The sequence below is a fragment of the Paenibacillus sp. J22R56 genome (assembly GCF_056269375.1).
The window spans coordinates 807,952-825,128 of sequence record NZ_JBWDNV010000001.1 but is presented as its reverse complement, the minus strand read 5'-3'; the positions used below and the strand labels follow the sequence as shown (position 1 = coordinate 825,128).

Here is a 17,177-nt window from a genome sequence, read left to right as displayed (position 1 = left end):
CAATGAATTGCCCAGGCTCCTTTCGTATTTCTATTACTTCGCTGCTCTCAGGTAGAAGCGGCTCGAGTTCTCCCAGATGCCGCCTGGCTCCAGGCTTACAAGGCCAATCTCGTCAGCAGGCAGGTCCACATTTGGTGCATTAACCAGGTTCAACTGCGGCTCAGGGCAGAAGAAGCCTTTTGTCGCATTGTTGTTCCATACCATCCATTGTTTGAAGGCAGTACCAACATCATATACGAGCGATACTTGCTCGCGCGAGTCCGTCAGCACCATTTGGTTGCGGCCATTACGCGGCTCAGCTGTATAATGGTTGTCCATGGCTTCCCAATAAGTAGGTACGCCAGTGGATTGAATCGCTTTTTCACCATCAGACAAAGGAAGGAACTTGCTGGTAGGCAGCATGCGCTCGCTCATTTCCCAACGGTTGCCGATTGTCATGGTGAAGGAGCAGTCATCAGGCGTACTGTTTGGAGCGAATGGTGCATTAACCGCAGTATGGAAAGCGACCATACAAGGCATTGCATCTTGTCCTTCATTATGTACGGAAATATGTTGAAGAAGGCCTGTATCATTCAGGGCATAACGAAGACGAAGAGTAAAGATGTGGGGCAGGAATTCAAAAATCGGATGCTTCTCGTCAACCGACAGCGCTAGTGTTACATAGCTTTCTGTTTTGTTTACGCCATAATCTTCAACGTTCCAGATTGCCGTGTGGGCGAAGCCGTGCAGGTGGTTGCCTGTTTTTGGCTCGTTAATTGGGAAGGTGTACGTTCTGCCGTTAAACTCGAAACGGCCATCTTCGTATCGGTTAGGCGGGAACAGCACCGGGATACCATGAATACCTGGATTAGCTTTAAAAGCTTCCATCTCTTGCTCCGCTGGCTCGCGAAGAATATGATAACCTTTGCTTGTATCACGGAAAGCGATTAGATTCGCACCAACTTCAGGAAGCACGGCAGCTTCATATGAACCCCATTGCAGCCATACCGCTGGCTCGCCTTTATACACTTGCTCGAATGCTTTTCCTTGCGTAGTCAAAATTATTGCCTCCTTATAATCAATCTTTCATTAGAATAACAGGATGAACTTGAACAGACAACCGCCGCATTCCCTAGTGGAAAGGCGGCGGTTGTCTATACAGGCTAAGCTTATGGCGTAATGCGCAGCTCATTATTAATGGTGCGTTGCGTGAAGAGCTGCTGAAGCACGTATTGTTTTCTTCTAGGAACCGGTACCTGCTTCGATTCGGAATATTCCGAGCCGAAATAAACGATGCCGCCAGCAATGGACTTAATCTTGCCGATATTAATGTAGCAATTCGTATTCACCGGGTAGAAACTGCTATTAGCTGTTAGCTGCTCGATCTGTTCGGCAGTCATTCTCTTCTTTATGTTGTAGTTTCTGCCGTGGAAGCTTACTAAACCAAGTGTCCCAAGTTTAAAGTAAAGCACGTCTGACTCCAGTTCGAAATCCTCATAAACATTTCGGCCGCTCAGCGTAGTATTCATCATTCCGATTCCCCCTCAAGAAATGTGAACTACTGATTTTGATAGCGCTTACATTATAACACGCCTATTCATGGATGAAAAGACATTTTTTAAAAATCGTTGATCCGAGTGTTCGCATGTGCTATGTTCACTTTACTGTACTCTATATCGGAAAGGGTGTTGAATGATGGGCACATCTCTTAATAGAACGATTTATATTGGCTCTTACGGAGCATCATCGGAACCTACGATCCTCGTTTGTGCATTTGACGGAGATAAGGGAGAAATCACGGTAAAGCAGCAAGTTGCGGGTGTGGAAAATGCATCGTATTTGGCTGTAGATCCATCTGGCCTTCATTTGTATGCGGTTAGTGAAACCGGTCGTACAGGTGCTGAAATTGGCGGCTCGGTCGTATCTTTTGCTATTGAACAAGGCAGCGGGTCATTGACGGAGATGAACCGCCAGCTGACGCATGGCGCAGACCCTTGTTACATAACGGTTGATGAAGGGAATAAAGCTGTGCTTGTTGCCAACTATTCAGGCGGTAACGCATCACTTCTCCCAATAAATGAGGATGGCACGATTGCTCCTGCAACGTCTATTGTCCGTGAGGAAGCTCCTCTTGGCAGTAATACTGCGCGCCAGGATGCGCCTCATGCGCATGCTATTGTCGTGAACGGTGGCTTTGTGTATGTGAACGATCTTGGAACGGACTTGATTCATACGTTTAAAATCGAAGAAGGAACGAAGCTGGCATTGCAAAGCTCATGCAAGCTGCATGGGGGAGCAGGACCTCGTCATATCGTCTTCCATCAAAGCTTGTCCACGGCTTATGTGATGAATGAGCTGGACTCTACAATTACACTTCTGAATGTATCAGATAATGGCGAATTGACTCCGGTTCAGACGGTATCCGCATTGCCGGAAGGCTTTGCTGGTTACAATGATGCGGCGGATATTCATTTGTCTCCATCAGGTCGTTTCTTGTACAGCTCGAACCGTGGTCATAACAGTATTGCCGTGTTTACGGTTGATCAGGCAGACGGAAGTTTGACTCTCATTCAGAATGCTTCGTGCGAAGGTGATGCACCTCGTAACTTTTCCGTGCTGCCAGGCGGCGGACAGCTGCTTGTTGCGAATCAGAAAACAGGTAATATTGTGTTGTTTGCGGTTGATCCGGAGACGGGACTTATACAATCAAAAGGAACGATATTCGAAGTGCCAAGCCCGGTATGTATTCGCCTAGGAGCAGCTGAGTAGCTTGGTACAAGAAAGAAGGAATTGTTCATGTCAGTTAGCAATTCGGCGAAAATCTCTCCAGCCGTCAAGCTGGGGACGGTATATTCTATTCTTTTTGCCATAAGCTCTGTTCATTTACTTAATGATGCGATGCAATCGGTCGTATCCGCTTTATTCCCGATTTTCGAAGATTCGCTTGGACTAAAATTCGGCCAGATCGGCTGGATTGCTTTTACGCTTAATATGACGTCTTCCGTGCTGCAGCCTGCAGTTGGATACTTGTCAGATAAAAAACCAGCCCCTTGGATGCTTCCGGTTGGGATGGCCTGCAGTTTGGTCGGCATGGCGGGGCTCGCTTATGCGCCAAGCTTCTGGATGCTGCTTCTCGCCGTTGTATTTGTTGGCTTTGGTTCAGCCGTATTCCATCCGGAAGGTTCCCGAGTTGTGTTCTTCGCTGCAGGTGAGCGCCGTGGACTTGCACAGTCCATTTATCAGGTTGGTGGTAACTTCGGCCAGGCGCTTGCGCCGCTGATGACGATTTATATCTTTGTTCCGCTAGGTCAGAAGGGTGCTGTATTAGGTACTTTCCTGGCTATTGCTGCGATTATCGTGTTGTTGAGAGTTGTTCCGTGGTACGGTGCGCAGCTTGCACAGAATGGTGCTCCGGTTAAGAAAAAGGCGGCTGGCTCCGCGCCAGCGGTGTCACCGTATAACAGCAAAGTGATCGCTTTCGCCCTTACCCTGCTGCTCGTTCTTGTCTTCGCACGCTCGTGGTATTCGGCTGGGATCGGAAGCTTTTATAACTTCTACATGCAGGATAAGTATGGCTTGTCCATAAAAGCTGCACAGGTTCCGCTCTTTATCTTTATGGCGGCGGGCGTACTAGGTACTTTCTTCGGCGGGATACTGTCGGACCGGTTCGGTCGGAAGCGGATGATGTTGTTCTCAATTGCAGGATCTGCGCCATTCGCACTGCTGCTGCCACACGTGTCGCTTGGCTGGGTATATCCAGTTACGTTCGTATTAGGGTTTATTCTGCAGTCGGGTTTCTCGGTAAGTGTTGTATATGCGCAGGAGCTTCTGCCGGGTAAAGTAGGTATGGCATCCGGACTAATTACGGGTCTTGCCTTCGGGATGGGCGGACTTGGCGCCATTGTACTTGGTACAGCAGCTGATCATTATGGCATTATCGATACGATGGTTGCCAGCAGCTTCCTACCGCTGGTTGGCTTGTTGTCTATTTTGCTGCCGAAGGATCGAAGAGAATAATAGTAATCGGTAACATTTGACAGAAAAAGATAAAATACGATATTATAGAAATAATTTTTGAGCGAAGCACGCCAAAAGCCTTACAGGTTTTTTGTGTGCTTTTTTTCTATCCAATTTTGTGTATACGGAGGGGAAATGGTAGGTTATTAGGTCCTAAATTAGCGAAGGAGATGATAGATTGTGAGAAAAGGTTGGGTATCAATAGTACTAGCTGGCGTGGTTTTGGCAGGTAGTGTGGCAGGATCAGGATTGATTGGAAAAGGGGGGAATGCGGCAGCAGCGGCCAAGCCTTCGTTCTCGGATATAAGCGGCCATTGGGCGGAATCGTCCATTGAGACAGCCGTCCAAGCAGGGGTATTGAACGGCTATTCGGATGGGACTTATAAGCCGAACAATACGATTACACGGGCAGAGTTGTTAAAAGTGATGGCTCTGACATTTAAGCTCGAAGTGGGTACAGGCGGATCTACTTGGTACGCACCTTACCAAACGGCGTTGTCGAAAGCTGGCGTATATATGGAGGGTGATTACCCAGGCAATCTCAACAATCCGGCGACGCGTAATGAGATGGCAAAGCTTGCTGTTCGTGGTGAGTATACGGATTATCGGAGCAAAAAGCTAAGTGCAGCGGAGCTAATGTTCCGTGCTGTTAACAAGGGGATACTTTCACGTTCTGGCACAAAAGCGGAGACCATAAATACAGAGGGCACGACGACCCGTGCGGAGGCAGCAGTGTTGGTCACTCGTCTGCTTAAGCTGGCAAACGGCGGCACGTTAACCGTAGACCAAGGAGCATCAAGCGCAGCGGAGATCGCTTGGCACCGGCATAATATGATCACGATGTTTGATCAGAATGATTTGGTGAAGTTGCCTTACTCGGTGGATATCAGTAAGAAGTATAATGTGACGATTGATAAGTTGATTGTTCTAGATCCTGCGGATACGAAGGGATATTATGCGGAGTATTTGAAGGGTGCGACGTATTTCCCGGCAGACCAATCACTTAAGCCAAGTGATCAGTATATCTTTGCTTATAAAATAATCGGAAAAAATCTAGTAGCAGATGGTTCAGGACAAATTATGCGTACAAGCTTTGAAATGTATACAGAAGGTAACACAGGTACAATTTTGCTAGGAGATCCATTTGTTTATGAAGATGGAAAATTAATTGAAAGAGCGGGATTATTCTATAACAATCAAGAGTTTGCTTTCCACAAAATAAACAGTGCAGCATACAACTTTGTCTTTAAGACAATTTCTAAGAAATATATCCAATCTCAAATTCAGAGATATGGTGGGGTATCAATTCATTTAATCCCTTATAATGTAGCGCTTGGTAGTGGAGAACAAATTTACTTGACGGATGTAAAAGGTAAATGAATAATTTCAAAAAATTCACATTACCGATCATTCTTGTATTAGCTATATTAAGTAGTTTGTTCAATGTCTCTCCAAAAGCTGACGCTGCGACTAATCAATCAGTAGCTCAAACTAAATCAATAACATTTAAACCCAGTGAGAAATATAGCGCGAGCGCTTCTCTGTCTAACTTATCTGTTTCTTTGTCTGTACCTCTAGGGTACAAGCCCAAATCATATCAGCTATGGATGATGGTAGCAAATAGCAGTGGAAAGTTAATACTAACACAACAATCAACTGGGGCGGTTAGTAGTAGCAATTTAGTATTGAATAATGTAAAGGGAACGAAAATTAAACTTACTGCTAGTGGACAACCTTCAGAAATGTACGCTGTAATCAATCGAAGATCAAATGGTAAGCAGTGGATTATTGAAGGGAATGGAGCAGGTCCTTATAATGTAACGCCTCAGTCTGGTAATTCGTGCTGGAGTGGAAATTTATCAGTTTGTCCAGGATCTTTGCCAGCAAAAGATGATAATGGAGTAACGATTAGTAAAAAAATCAGAACAGAAGATGGGCGAATTCTTTCCGTAAGTGATGGAGTAAGTAGTCCCGTTTATTTCACCTCACCAATTGATAACTCAGATGTTTATAAAACAGGATTACTACAGGATTCGGTTACTGTTACTAAAGCTACACCGTCCGGTTATGCGCAACATAGAGTAGAGAATTTTGGTAAAGGTACAACTGGTAAAGGTCTGTTGTCGGTATCTATACCTCCGGTTAAATCTTCAGTTCTTGATAATGCGGATTGTTCAGGATGTTCAAATAATGCAATCGCTAGAAAATATACAATGGAAACAAAATTAGACTGGTCTGCAGAAACCTATTACTACGAAGGCGAAGTCCGAGTCACCTACGAACCAATCCCTCCAAAGGACACCCCGACCGTATCCTGTGACTGCTCCGCTGAACCAGACACCATAACATTTGCTAATAAAGATGTCCCAGTGACAGCAACACTAAACGCTTCACTCTCAGGAAAAGGCAACAAGACAGTCAAGAATTGGACGGTTTATGGACGAGCCAATGACGGAACGCAGTACTCAACATCAACGGTAGGTTATGGGTTGGAGAGCATCGAACAGAAGTTTGACTTCACCATATCCAAGACCAAACTTGAAGGAGTCAACAGCTATACCGAGACATGGGTCATGCGTGCTCGGGTTAACTTCACAGATGGTACGACAGCCGAAGAGCCCATTGAATGTACAACAACAGTGGTAAGAGAAGGAACTTCCACACCAAATCCAGGAGGAACACCAACTCCGCCACCAGCACCGCCGGTAACCGCAGATGTTGAGTTTATACCGAATACCATCATTACAGGTGATCAATCCACCTTAGATAATAACTCTGATGGTTATACCTCTATGGAATGGACATTCTCTAGCAACTTACAAGAAGTTATAACGGATTCCAGCCAATATCGTTATCCTAATGTGAAGTTCGATAAGTCAGGCTTTTATCAAGCGAAAATAATGGTTACTAATGGTTCAGAAACAAGATGGGATACAGCCTCGCTGCAGGTTATTGATCCAAATCCGGTTGCAGTGGTGACAGGCCCGACAAAGGTTATTCAGGGAAGGGATTTTACGAGTATCTTCCATCTATTTAACTCGTATACTCCGTTAGCAGATCGCGGGGTAACCATCGATTTTACTAAAAATCAAACGCGTTTCAAGAAGGTTGGTGATCCTGGATATACGGAAGGCTGGCCATCCAAAGGGCCGTCTGGCCTTGGGGATTATTCCGTTGAGGGTAAGGTTTTTGATTCTCAAGGACGCGAGAGTGAGTGGGGGACTCATCAATTCGAAGTTGTTCCCGATCAGCCGCCAATAGTGAGTATAATGGCTCCGGAACAGACTTATCGATTTAATGAATCTATGGTCTTTATTGATGCCGAAAGTGTTGATGGCGATACATTAGCTGGTATGAAAATCGAAGAGCGTTATGATCACGATAACGATGGGAACTATGAGGAAGAGCCTTGGACAATCCTTTATACAGGGCCATTCATGGATACCTATCCTATCACATATACAAGTGTAGGGAAGAGACAATATCGAGCGAGCGTAACTGAGGATTACGGATTATCGGCTACTTCTGAGATTGCTGCGACGAATGTGCTTAACTATGCACCGTTTGTGGACTTTGATGTCTCTGGACTTACGCAGCAGCCAGATCAAGGCGACGATAGCGCACCTGAAGACTTGGCTTATACAGGCGATTCGATTATGCGTTCGTGGAAGTTAATTCAGCCATATACAACCAACACGAATAAACCTATCGGCTGGAAGACGAGTAGTGGTGCACTTCAAACAAAGAATGCAAAAATGGCTGATTTCTTTATTAAGTACCCGAATATGGGGTTAGGGGCTAATAGTCGCTCGAAGTATGAGCTGGCTGCCGACTTAACGAATCTGCCTGTTTGGGGATTGCCAGTAGGTGCTGTAGCTGTCCCATATATTTATGCCGGTCATCGCCTATATTCTCGTGAAGGCGTGGACATGGTAGAACGCAATGCGAAAAATGGCACGGAAATCAGCAGGTTTTCTTTGTCCGAAGTAAGTGGTTTAACCTATTTAGGGGCAGATAAAAACGAGAACTTTTATTATGGGGCATGGGTTGGTGATTCTTCAAAAGCAACAACCTATGAGCTCAAGAAAATTAACAATCGTGGTCAACTCTCTGCCAGCTATACCATACCGATATCAACAGGTATTTCTTACGTGTTGTATTTTGAGGTTTCGGATGATGGGCAAAATTTCTATATGGCCTACCGTGCAAGGGTTGGTATGACTCAAGAATACTGGAATGTTCATGCTGTGAAATATTCAATGCTGGATAAGTCAGTTAAGTGGGATGTAAAAACGAACGAAATGAGATATAGCCCGACAATATTACAGAACTATAAAGGGGTTATAGACTCGGATGGGGATTTATATCTCACTTGGGGTACCTATACAACTTATGATGGCTACGAAACGTATGCAATGGCCGTTAATGGTGAAACAGGGGTTATGGGTTATGGTTCATTTACTAGTTACCAATCGGACCCTTCTTATATCGTAGCAACGTCTATCAATCAGAATACCAAGTATTTGTATTTCACCGTGGGTGCATACGTTCAATCCATGTATTCGAGTGATAGTTATATGAGTACAGGGATCTATGGATACTCCTGGAATAAGACAACGGGTAATCTATCGAGGATTGGCTATCCAAATGTTTCTTCACCAACTTCTACTGGATTTGAAAGCTGGAGTTGTGAAGACTACCCTTACTGTGATAGTTTTACAGCATTAAAATCATGGGGAGCAGCAACACCGATTATTTATCCAGATGGAACACTTTATTCTACCGTTCGTTACCAGTATGGAGATTTTAAATTAGATAGTGGTTTGAACCCTTTATATTTTCAATACAATAGTTCCAAGTACACTTTTGAGAATACAAGAGGAAATAGAATCGGGAATTCTAAAGCATTTCTAATGCCAAGCGGTAAAATAGCATATCCCATAAACGGAGCTACTGCAGATTATGCCACGGCTACATATAAGCCATATGCAGGTATAGCAGCTGCAGGTAGAGTACCGGTAGATAGCTATAATAACTACTATGGCAATAAGGTTTATCAAAGCGAGATTTTAGATACGGGCTACACTTTTCCTGGTGCTGCTCAGAAAGATCCGACATTAAACACATCCATACTGCCAGACGGATCGTTCTATGGCTTTTCGGCACCTGGCCAAGCATCTGGTATTCAATATGTATTTCCTTTTGTACCTGCGAGTGGCAGCGGCGATTATCCGAAAGTAATGGATGATAATACCGTTGAAGTTGTTGATTCCTCTTGGGCTGGCCTTTGGTATGATCCGGCGACAAAGCTGAAGAACGATCGTCTTTCCTTCAACGTTGCTGTTAACGATGCTGTGAATGATAAGCCAGTTGGTGCAGCAATCCATGTACAAGATGGTAAGAACATGTACGCAGCCGAGTGGACCAAAGACAAGCTCACTTTGTATAAGGTTGCAGCTGGTTCTAAAACGGTTCTTCAATCGGTCGATTACCAACGAGCACCATTTATAACGTATCCGTTCGATCTTGAAGTTTCTAATGGAACGCTGCGCGTCTACATCAACCATGCTAAGGCAATTGAGATATCGGATAGCACCTATAGCAAAGGTTCCGTAGGCCTCATGTCACTTGGTCAGCAGCAAGCGAAGTTTAGTGATGTGAAGATAAAAAACTACGGTGACTATTATGTAGAAGAAACTCATGAATCCGTTCTTGTAGGAGAAGAGATCAAGTATGATGCATTCTTTGATGACATCGAGAAGGATCCGGAGTCATTAGAAAATTGGAGTTACCAGCATGATCCGAATTACTTCGCTAATTCACTTGGACTGAGTGCTTTTGATGGAAAATCCTTCGATACCAAGCTTCCAATGCTGGATAAGCCGGGTCTGTATAACATTACCTTTAAGGCAAAAGACAATCCACGGATAGATGAGTACGAGGAATGGTCTGAACCAGTGATTAAAAAGCTTTATGTGCATCGAAGGCCGATTGCACAGCCGGAAGTTCGTTTCACGGGCATTGTGTATCCGGAAGGAGAGACTTTGGATTACTCTACTTTTGATACCTCGTTCGACCCCGATATCCCGGATTACTTAGCAAATCGCTCATTCCGGACAAGATGGGCCGATGAAACAGGTTGGACGTCCGGCAAGCGCGAGCTTTACAGCCGCCCTGGTGTAGAACTGATCATTCAAGAGCAAGTGCAGGATGGCTTTGGGGTGTGGTCCTATTGGGCGGAAACTCGAGTTTACAAAGATGCACTCCCGGCAGCGAATCAACATCGACCACAAATGGTCATTACTTACCCAAGTGGTACATTAGCAGCTCCAACTTTGCTTGGCAGTGAACCAATTGTGCGTTGGACTTACAGTGACGTTGACCATGATCGGCAGGAGCAGTTTTATCTAAAAGTTTCTTATGTGGACAATGGAGCAACGATTATGGAAGGAACTTACCCCGGTGATGATACGTCCTTTATTCTGGATGAAGGGATTCAGCAGGGGCGGAAAATAAAAGTACAGGGCCGCGTGTATTCGAAAGGTTATTGGTCGGATGACAGTAATACCGTGTATTTCATCCTGAATACACCGCCAGTGACTCATTTGCTTAGCTTTAATGGACTGAAAGCATCGGCTCCCATCTATACGAATAATAACAAGCCGCTGCTGAAAGTATCTGTTACTGATGTAGATGGACAGCCGGTGTCCAAAGTCGATTATGAGGTGTTTTATAATGCGACAGGTGAACTTGTTATAGATACAAACAGTGCGATAAGCACAACAACCTATACATCATCTGCGCTGCAGGAAGGACTTCATAACTGGAGGGCGAGGGCGAATGACAGCTTTGCTTGGGGCAGTTATTCCGAGAATGGCTATTTCTTTGTAGATACCGTTCCGCCAGATGATACGAATGAACAGCTCGATATCAAACCAACTTCAGTGAAAGTCAGCTTTAATCCGTTCAGTGATGCAGATCCGTCATCGGGACATGCGACAAGAGCCTTTTACATGCAAAAGGTTAATGATGACGGTTCAACAACCAACATCGATTTGAACGGAAATGGAACAGTGGAATACAGCATCCCGCTATCTAATTCGACAACCAGCTATTCGGTAGGTGGATTAGTTGCGGGAGCTAAGTATCGTCTGATGGTTGTAGACTGGGATATTGCCGGTAACATGGGGAAATATCAATACATTTATTTTACGACGAACCGCCCGCCGACAGCTGATTTCGACTGGTCACCAAAGCCTGTCTACGAAGGGGATACGGTTGCATTCACAACTGCAGTAGACGATCCTGACGGCAATGATCTATCAATTACGTATCAACTTACTAGCCCAAGTGGCGTAACTAAGACCTTCTCTTACTCCTTCAAGTATCCTTATCCATCAACGGGGCCGGCATATCGTATGACTGAAACAGGGGAATGGACGATGCAGCTTGCCGTAAGCGATGGGATGGAAACTATTCAAACAGAGAAGAAAGTCAAAGTACTCGAACTTGGATTAACAGGATATGTAAAGCATACAGATCAATGGGATGATAAGAGAAAAGAATTTAACAAGAAGCAAAGCGGCAGCGAGCTGTCGCCTCGCGGTTATAGCGTATTCTGGGCTGGGGAAAAGTTCATTCTTTCCGCTGCGACGACAAATACGGGGACCGCAACAAAAGCTGACAGAGTAGAGGTTAAGATGAGGACTTACTCTGAGTCATTGTCATCATCGAACTCCTCTCGCGCTAGCTGGCAAGGTGAGTTGTGGGATGAATCATTCGAGGAATTAGTGAAAGGGCCGTTAACCTTTGAATTCACCGCCTACTATAATAATGGCATTGTGAAGCGGGACTTGGTCACAATACAAATTGAAGGGAATGTGTACGATATCGTAGGCGTACATCGATTGAAATAATGGAATATTGCTGTCCCACTCTGGACAAGACTCCGCATAAAAACGGAGTCTATTTTTTTTGTATAAATGAGTTTTAATATAATAGATTTCATAAATTATGGAAGTGAGGTATTATGTAGTGATGTTATGAGAGCAAACCGATATTGGAAGGATTGAGGATTTTGAAGAAATCGATATACCCCCTAATAGTTTTAATTGCCGCAGCAGCCTTACTATTGGGGACGAAAGTTTTTTCAACAGCCGATAAAACGACGAATCTAGACTCTATCAATGCTGAAGCTCATTTAGCAGACGCCTCTGAAATTGAATTTAACAAGACCGAAAAGACCATTCCATCAGTTGAACAGGAGAAGGCAGCTCCTGCTTCTCTCAGCACTTTTGTTGGGGAAGATTCAGAGATTACTAGCTACAAAGAATATGATACTGGCGTTAATCAGAGTGCGACAGTAACATTTGTTGACCCGTTACACTTAGGTAACGATGATACATCCACTTCACGTGCTGGTGACCATCGCGTCTATAAAAATACACTCTATGCGATTGATAAGTTGACAGCAGTAGGGATCAGTGTTGGGCCAATTGATAATCAGAAGTTTATTGTGAGTGTTGCAAATGGGCATTCAAGCGGCAGCCCATCACAAAACGTTTCTGTTACTGGCGGATTATCTATAAAAGGGACTTATAATAGTCATGTTATAGAACTTGTTAAGACTGCTTTAAACCTTTCTGTAAGCGGGACAGCTTATAAAACTTACACAGCATCTGACACGTGGACAGGTCCACCTGAAGAATCTGCATACAACTCGCGGGATCATTATGGCGGGATGAACTACGATCAATATGATATTACAATCGTGAAGTATTATTATTATGATGAATACATAGGAACAACATTCGTTGGTACAACAAAAGAAATTGCTGAGTATATTGATGTGAATGAAGTTTTAAAACCAAAAAACATTGAGTTCAGCATAGATCATAAAGTTTAATAATAAAATAATGGCTGTCCCTAATCAGGGGCAGCCATTATTTTATCCACTCTTTATTTTCGTGAAAAACTTGCTGATCGCATAATACGCAGCGCCGCGTACAGCGGATTGATCCTGCAGCTCAGCGAACAAAATCTTGAGCCGCTCGCGGTGATATGGCAAAGTCCGGCGTGCGACGGAGGTCTGAACTGCTTCCTCCAGCCATGTTTTCGCCCGGCTCATTCGATTGCCAATGATGACAACATCCGGGTTAAACACGTTGACGATATTCGAAATGCCCGCCCCCATATACTCACCAATCTTATAGAACAAGGCACGAATCTCTTCGTTGCCTGTTTCTGCTGCCTCAAGCAGGTCCTCCAAATTATCAAAGCCAAGCGGAGCAGCCTGCTCGAGCAGGGCATTCTCGGAAGCATACAGTTCCCAACAGCCTTCATTCCCGCAGCGGCAAGGCTTACCGTTATATTCGATGGACAAATGCCCAAGCTCACCGGAGAATCCGGTCGCTCCTTTATATAATTCTTTATTAAGTATGATGCCTGTACCAATACCAATCCCGACGCTGACATAGATTTGATGGGCGATACCGCGGCCAATACCGTATTTTTGCTCGCCTTGCGCACCGGCATTAGCTTCATTATCTATGGTCACTGGAAGTTGGAACCGCTCCTCAAGCAGCTTCTGCAGTTCAACATGCTTCCACTCCAAGTTAGGAGCAAACAGGATCGAGCCTTGATCATCAACAATACCAGGAGCACCTACGCCAATTCCAACGATGCCATACGGACTTACCGGTGCTTTGCCAATTAGTTCTTCAATACATTGAACGAGTTCTTTAAGGGTAAACTCAAGCTGATGCTTCTTGAGGCTCTTCTGCAATTCCGCAATAACATTGCCCTCAAGGTCGGAAAGCACGCCGCGAATATAGTTAACACCAAGGTCGATGCCTACCGCATAACCTGCTTGTCCGTTGAACAGCAGCATAACCGGTTTGCGGCCGCCGCTTGATTCCCCAGGACCAATCTCTATTATAAGATGACTGTCGATCAAATCTTGCACCAAGTTGGAGACAGTCGCTTTATTCAGCCCAGTAAGCTCGGAAATTTGCGCCCGTGAGAGGGGGGCATTTTTCAGCACGGCTTCGAGCACGATGGAAGTGTTTATTTTTTTGATCAGTGTCAAATCGCCTGTCGTCGTCACTTTCAACTGCAGTTGCCTCCGTCCATGTCGTCCATTCAGCCTATTGTATCAGAATTTGCGTAGTGAGGCTGTTGTAAAATATTTTAACATAAAAACTTAGTTTGTTTAATAGACAAACTAAGTCGCAGGTGCTATATTATTGGTGAGCGTTTTCAAAACACATTTAGCTAACGAGAAGATTGCAATTATACTCGTACATTTTAAAGGAGGATATTCATCTCATGACTTATTTCGCTAACATCGGCAAGATCCAATTCGAAGGTAAAGGTTCCGACAATCCGCTTGCATTCAAACATTATGATCCAAACCAAGTGGTAATGGGCAAAACGATGGAAGAGCACCTTCGCTTCGCAGTTGCTTACTGGCATACTTTTAACGCTAACGGTTCTGACCCATTTGGTAATGCAACAATGTTCCGCGGTTGGGATAAATTCGATGGTCTGGATCGTTCAAAAGCACGCGTAGAAGCTAACTTCGAATTCTTGGACAAAATCGGCGCGCCGTTCTATGCATTCCATGATGTGGATATCGCTCCTGAAGGTGCAACGCTGCAAGAGTCGAACAAAAACCTCGACGTAATCGTTGCTATGCTGAAAGACCAACAACAACAATCCGGCAAGAAATTGCTTTGGAATACAGTTAACATGTTCTCGAACCCGCGTTATGTTCACGGTGCAGGTACTACTTGTAACGCTGACGTATATGCATACGCTGGTGCACAATTGAAAAAAGGCCTTGAAGTTGGTAAAGAGCTGGGCGCAGAAAACTATGTATTCTGGGGCGGCCGTGAAGGTTACGAAAACCTTCTGAACACAGATATGGGCTTCGAGCTTGATAACCTTGCTCGTCTGTACCACATGGCTATCGCTTATTCGAAAGAAATCGGCTTCGACGCACAATTCCTGATCGAGCCTAAGCCAAAAGAGCCTACTAAACACCAATACGACTTCGACTCCGCTACAACAATTGCATTCTTGCAAAAATACGGCTTGAAAGACTACTTCAAGCTGAACCTTGAAGCGAACCATGCAACACTTGCTGGTCATACTTTCGAGCACGAAATTCGTACAGCTGCAATCAACGGCATGCTGGGCTCACTTGATGCGAACCAAGGCGATCTGCTTCTTGGCTGGGATACAGATGAATTCCCTACTGACCTGTACTCGACTACACTGACTATGTTTGAAGTTCTGAAAGCTGGCGGCATCGGCCGTGGCGGCGTTAACTTCGACGCGAAAGTACGTCGTGGCTCGTTCGAAGCAGAAGATCTGTTCTTGGCTCACATCGCTGGTATGGATTCCTTCGCTTGGGGTCTGAAAGCAGCTGCGAAACTGATCGAAGAAAGAATCTTCGACAACATCGTAGAAGATCGCTACAGCAGCTTCAAATCCGGCATCGGCGCTGAAGTTGTTGCTGGTAAAGCATCCCTGGCTTCCCTGGAAGCTTATGCAATGCAAAACAACCCAATCGTTAACAAATCCGGCAAACAAGAGCGCATGAGACTGATGCTCAGCGAAGTTATCTTCAGCGTTTAATCGCTGATTATAACCGGATAACGGGAGGATTATGTCAATGAGTTATGTTGTTGGTATAGATTTAGGTACTAGTGCTGTTAAGGCACTGCTCGTTGACAAGAACGGTACGGTAGCTGCGGAAGCATCCCGCAGCTATCCGCTGTTCCACGAGCATTCCGGCTGGAGCGAGCAAAAGCCGGAAGATTGGGTAACTGCTACAATTGAAGCTCTTCATGAGGTTGCTTCAGCTAATGGAATTTCTGCTGAACAAATCGAAGGCATTAGCTTCTCCGGCCAAATGCACGGTCTCGTGCTGCTGAACGGGGAAAACAAGCCTGTTCGTAATGCCATTCTGTGGAATGACACACGTACGACGGAGCAATGCCGTGAGATCGAGCGCACACTTGGTGACAAGCTGCTTGGTATTACGCGCAATCCGGCGCTTGAAGGTTTTACGCTTCCGAAGATTCTGTGGGTTCGTCAATACGAACCGCAAGCCTTCGAACAAGCAAAGCTGTTTGTACTGCCGAAAGACTATGTTCGTTATGCATTAACTGGCGAGCTGCACATGGATTATTCCGATGCTGCAGGTACGTTGCTGCTTGATGTTGCTGCAAAAGAATGGAGCAGCGAAGTGCTGGCTGCATTTGGTCTGCCTGCAAACTTCTGCCCGCCGCTAGTAGAATCGCATGGCCTTGTAGGTACGCTGCTTCCTGAGATTGCTGAGCGTACGGGCCTTACGGCTTCGACGAAAGTATTTGCCGGCGGCGCCGATAATGCTTGCGGAGCCATTGGAGCAGGTATTTTGTCCGAAGGCTTGACCCTGTCGAGTATCGGTACTTCGGGCGTTATTCTCTCTTACGAGAATGACAAGAACAAAGACTTCCAAGGCAAAGTTCATTTCTTCAACCACGGCAAAGAGGACTCCTTCTATGCAATGGGCGTTACTTTGGCAGCAGGCTACAGCCTGAGCTGGTTCAAGAAGACTTTTGCTCCTAACGAATCGTTTGATGAAATGCTGCAAGGTATAGGGGAAGTACAACCTGGTGCTGGCGGACTTCTGTTCACGCCTTACCTCGTTGGCGAACGTACACCACATGCCGATCCGGCAATCCGCGCAAGCTTTATTGGCGTGGACGGCTCGCATGAGCGGATTCATTTTGCCCGTGCTGTTATGGAAGGGATTACTTTCTCGCTTAACGAGTCCGTTGATCTGTTCCGCAGCGTTGGCAAGACAGTGGACAAGGTCATCTCCATTGGAGGCGGCGCGCAAAATCCAGTATGGCTGCAAATGCAAGCTGACATCTTCAACGCAACAGTTGTTGCGCTTGAGAATGAACAAGGCCCAGGCCTTGGTGCAGCAATGCTGGCAGCATACGGCTGCGGCTGGTTCGAGAGCCTTGAAGCTTGTGCAGACAAGTTCGTGAAGCATGCTGCTTCGTACGAGCCACAGCCTGAAGCTGTTGAAACGTACAAAGGGCTGTTCCGCATCTACCAGCAAGTGTATGCACAAACGCGCGGCATGAACGAAGCGCTTGTTGCTTACCGGGGCTAATAGCTTT

10 protein-coding genes are annotated in these 17,177 nt (G+C 45.4%); 7 read left to right on the top strand and 3 right to left on the bottom strand.

The window, feature by feature from the left end; genetic code table 11:
* Nucleotides 1-33 precede the first annotated feature (33 nt).
* Together AC0YNT_RS03530 and AC0YNT_RS03525 are read right to left on the bottom strand one after the other, a co-directional pair.
* Complete coding sequence (locus AC0YNT_RS03530) at nucleotides 34-1,038, bottom strand: aldose epimerase family protein (protein WP_475803350.1); 1,005 nt, start codon at nucleotides 1,036-1,038, stop codon at nucleotides 34-36.
* 110 nt (nucleotides 1,039-1,148) lie between these two features.
* On the bottom strand, nucleotides 1,149-1,511 hold the full coding sequence (locus AC0YNT_RS03525) for a LytTR family transcriptional regulator DNA-binding domain-containing protein (protein WP_441891808.1): 363 nt from the start codon (nucleotides 1,509-1,511) through the stop codon (nucleotides 1,149-1,151).
* Between the two features lie 160 nt (nucleotides 1,512-1,671).
* Between AC0YNT_RS03525 and AC0YNT_RS03520 the strand changes: the two genes are divergently transcribed.
* From AC0YNT_RS03520 to AC0YNT_RS03500, 5 genes are all read left to right on the top strand, one after another.
* Nucleotides 1,672-2,748: a lactonase family protein gene (locus AC0YNT_RS03520; protein ID WP_475803349.1), complete on the top strand. Its 1,077-nt coding sequence runs from the start codon at nucleotides 1,672-1,674 to the stop codon at nucleotides 2,746-2,748.
* A 27-nt stretch (nucleotides 2,749-2,775) separates the two neighbouring features.
* A complete protein-coding gene (locus AC0YNT_RS03515; RefSeq protein WP_475803348.1) occupies nucleotides 2,776-3,996 on the top strand; it encodes an MFS transporter in 1,221 nt (406 codons plus the stop codon).
* A 180-nt stretch (nucleotides 3,997-4,176) separates the two neighbouring features.
* On the top strand, nucleotides 4,177-5,376 hold the full coding sequence (locus tag AC0YNT_RS03510; protein ID WP_475803347.1) for an S-layer homology domain-containing protein: 1,200 nt from the start codon (nucleotides 4,177-4,179) through the stop codon (nucleotides 5,374-5,376).
* 833 nt (nucleotides 5,377-6,209) lie between these two features.
* Complete coding sequence (locus AC0YNT_RS03505) at nucleotides 6,210-11,912, top strand: hypothetical protein (protein ID WP_475803346.1); 5,703 nt, start codon at nucleotides 6,210-6,212, stop codon at nucleotides 11,910-11,912.
* A gap of 161 nt (nucleotides 11,913-12,073) precedes the next feature.
* Nucleotides 12,074-12,901 (top strand): hypothetical protein, encoded by an 828-nt coding sequence (locus AC0YNT_RS03500; protein ID WP_475803345.1) that lies wholly within the window; start codon nucleotides 12,074-12,076, stop codon nucleotides 12,899-12,901.
* 42 nt (nucleotides 12,902-12,943) lie between these two features.
* Here the strand turns inward: AC0YNT_RS03500 and AC0YNT_RS03495 are convergent, their stop codons facing one another.
* The gene (locus AC0YNT_RS03495; RefSeq protein WP_475803344.1) at nucleotides 12,944-14,107 is read right to left on the bottom strand and encodes an ROK family transcriptional regulator; all 1,164 of its coding nucleotides are present in this window, start codon (nucleotides 14,105-14,107) and stop codon (nucleotides 12,944-12,946) included.
* 215 nt (nucleotides 14,108-14,322) lie between these two features.
* Between AC0YNT_RS03495 and xylA the strand changes: the two genes are divergently transcribed.
* On the top strand, nucleotides 14,323-15,636 hold the full coding sequence (xylA, locus tag AC0YNT_RS03490) for a xylose isomerase (RefSeq protein WP_475803343.1): 1,314 nt from the start codon (nucleotides 14,323-14,325) through the stop codon (nucleotides 15,634-15,636).
* A gap of 37 nt (nucleotides 15,637-15,673) precedes the next feature.
* Nucleotides 15,674-17,170, top strand: coding sequence for a xylulokinase (gene xylB, locus AC0YNT_RS03485; RefSeq protein ID WP_475803342.1), 1,497 nt, complete (start codon nucleotides 15,674-15,676; stop codon nucleotides 17,168-17,170).
* The last annotated feature ends 7 nt before the right edge of the window (nucleotides 17,171-17,177 follow it).

What these genes read in the sequence shown, in the direction of transcription:
- AC0YNT_RS03525 (WP_441891808.1), bottom strand. Translation starts at nt 1,511, where the DNA reads ATGATGAATACTACGCTGAGCGGCCGAAATGTTTATGAGGATTTCGAA.
- AC0YNT_RS03520 (WP_475803349.1), top strand. Translation starts at nt 1,672, where the DNA reads ATGATGGGCACATCTCTTAATAGAACGATTTATATTGGCTCTTACGGA.
- AC0YNT_RS03515 (WP_475803348.1), top strand. Translation starts at nt 2,776, where the DNA reads ATGTCAGTTAGCAATTCGGCGAAAATCTCTCCAGCCGTCAAGCTGGGG.
- AC0YNT_RS03505 (WP_475803346.1), top strand. Translation starts at nt 6,210, where the DNA reads ATGGAAACAAAATTAGACTGGTCTGCAGAAACCTATTACTACGAAGGC.
- xylA (WP_475803343.1), top strand. Translation starts at nt 14,323, where the DNA reads ATGACTTATTTCGCTAACATCGGCAAGATCCAATTCGAAGGTAAAGGT.
- xylB (WP_475803342.1), top strand. Translation starts at nt 15,674, where the DNA reads ATGAGTTATGTTGTTGGTATAGATTTAGGTACTAGTGCTGTTAAGGCA.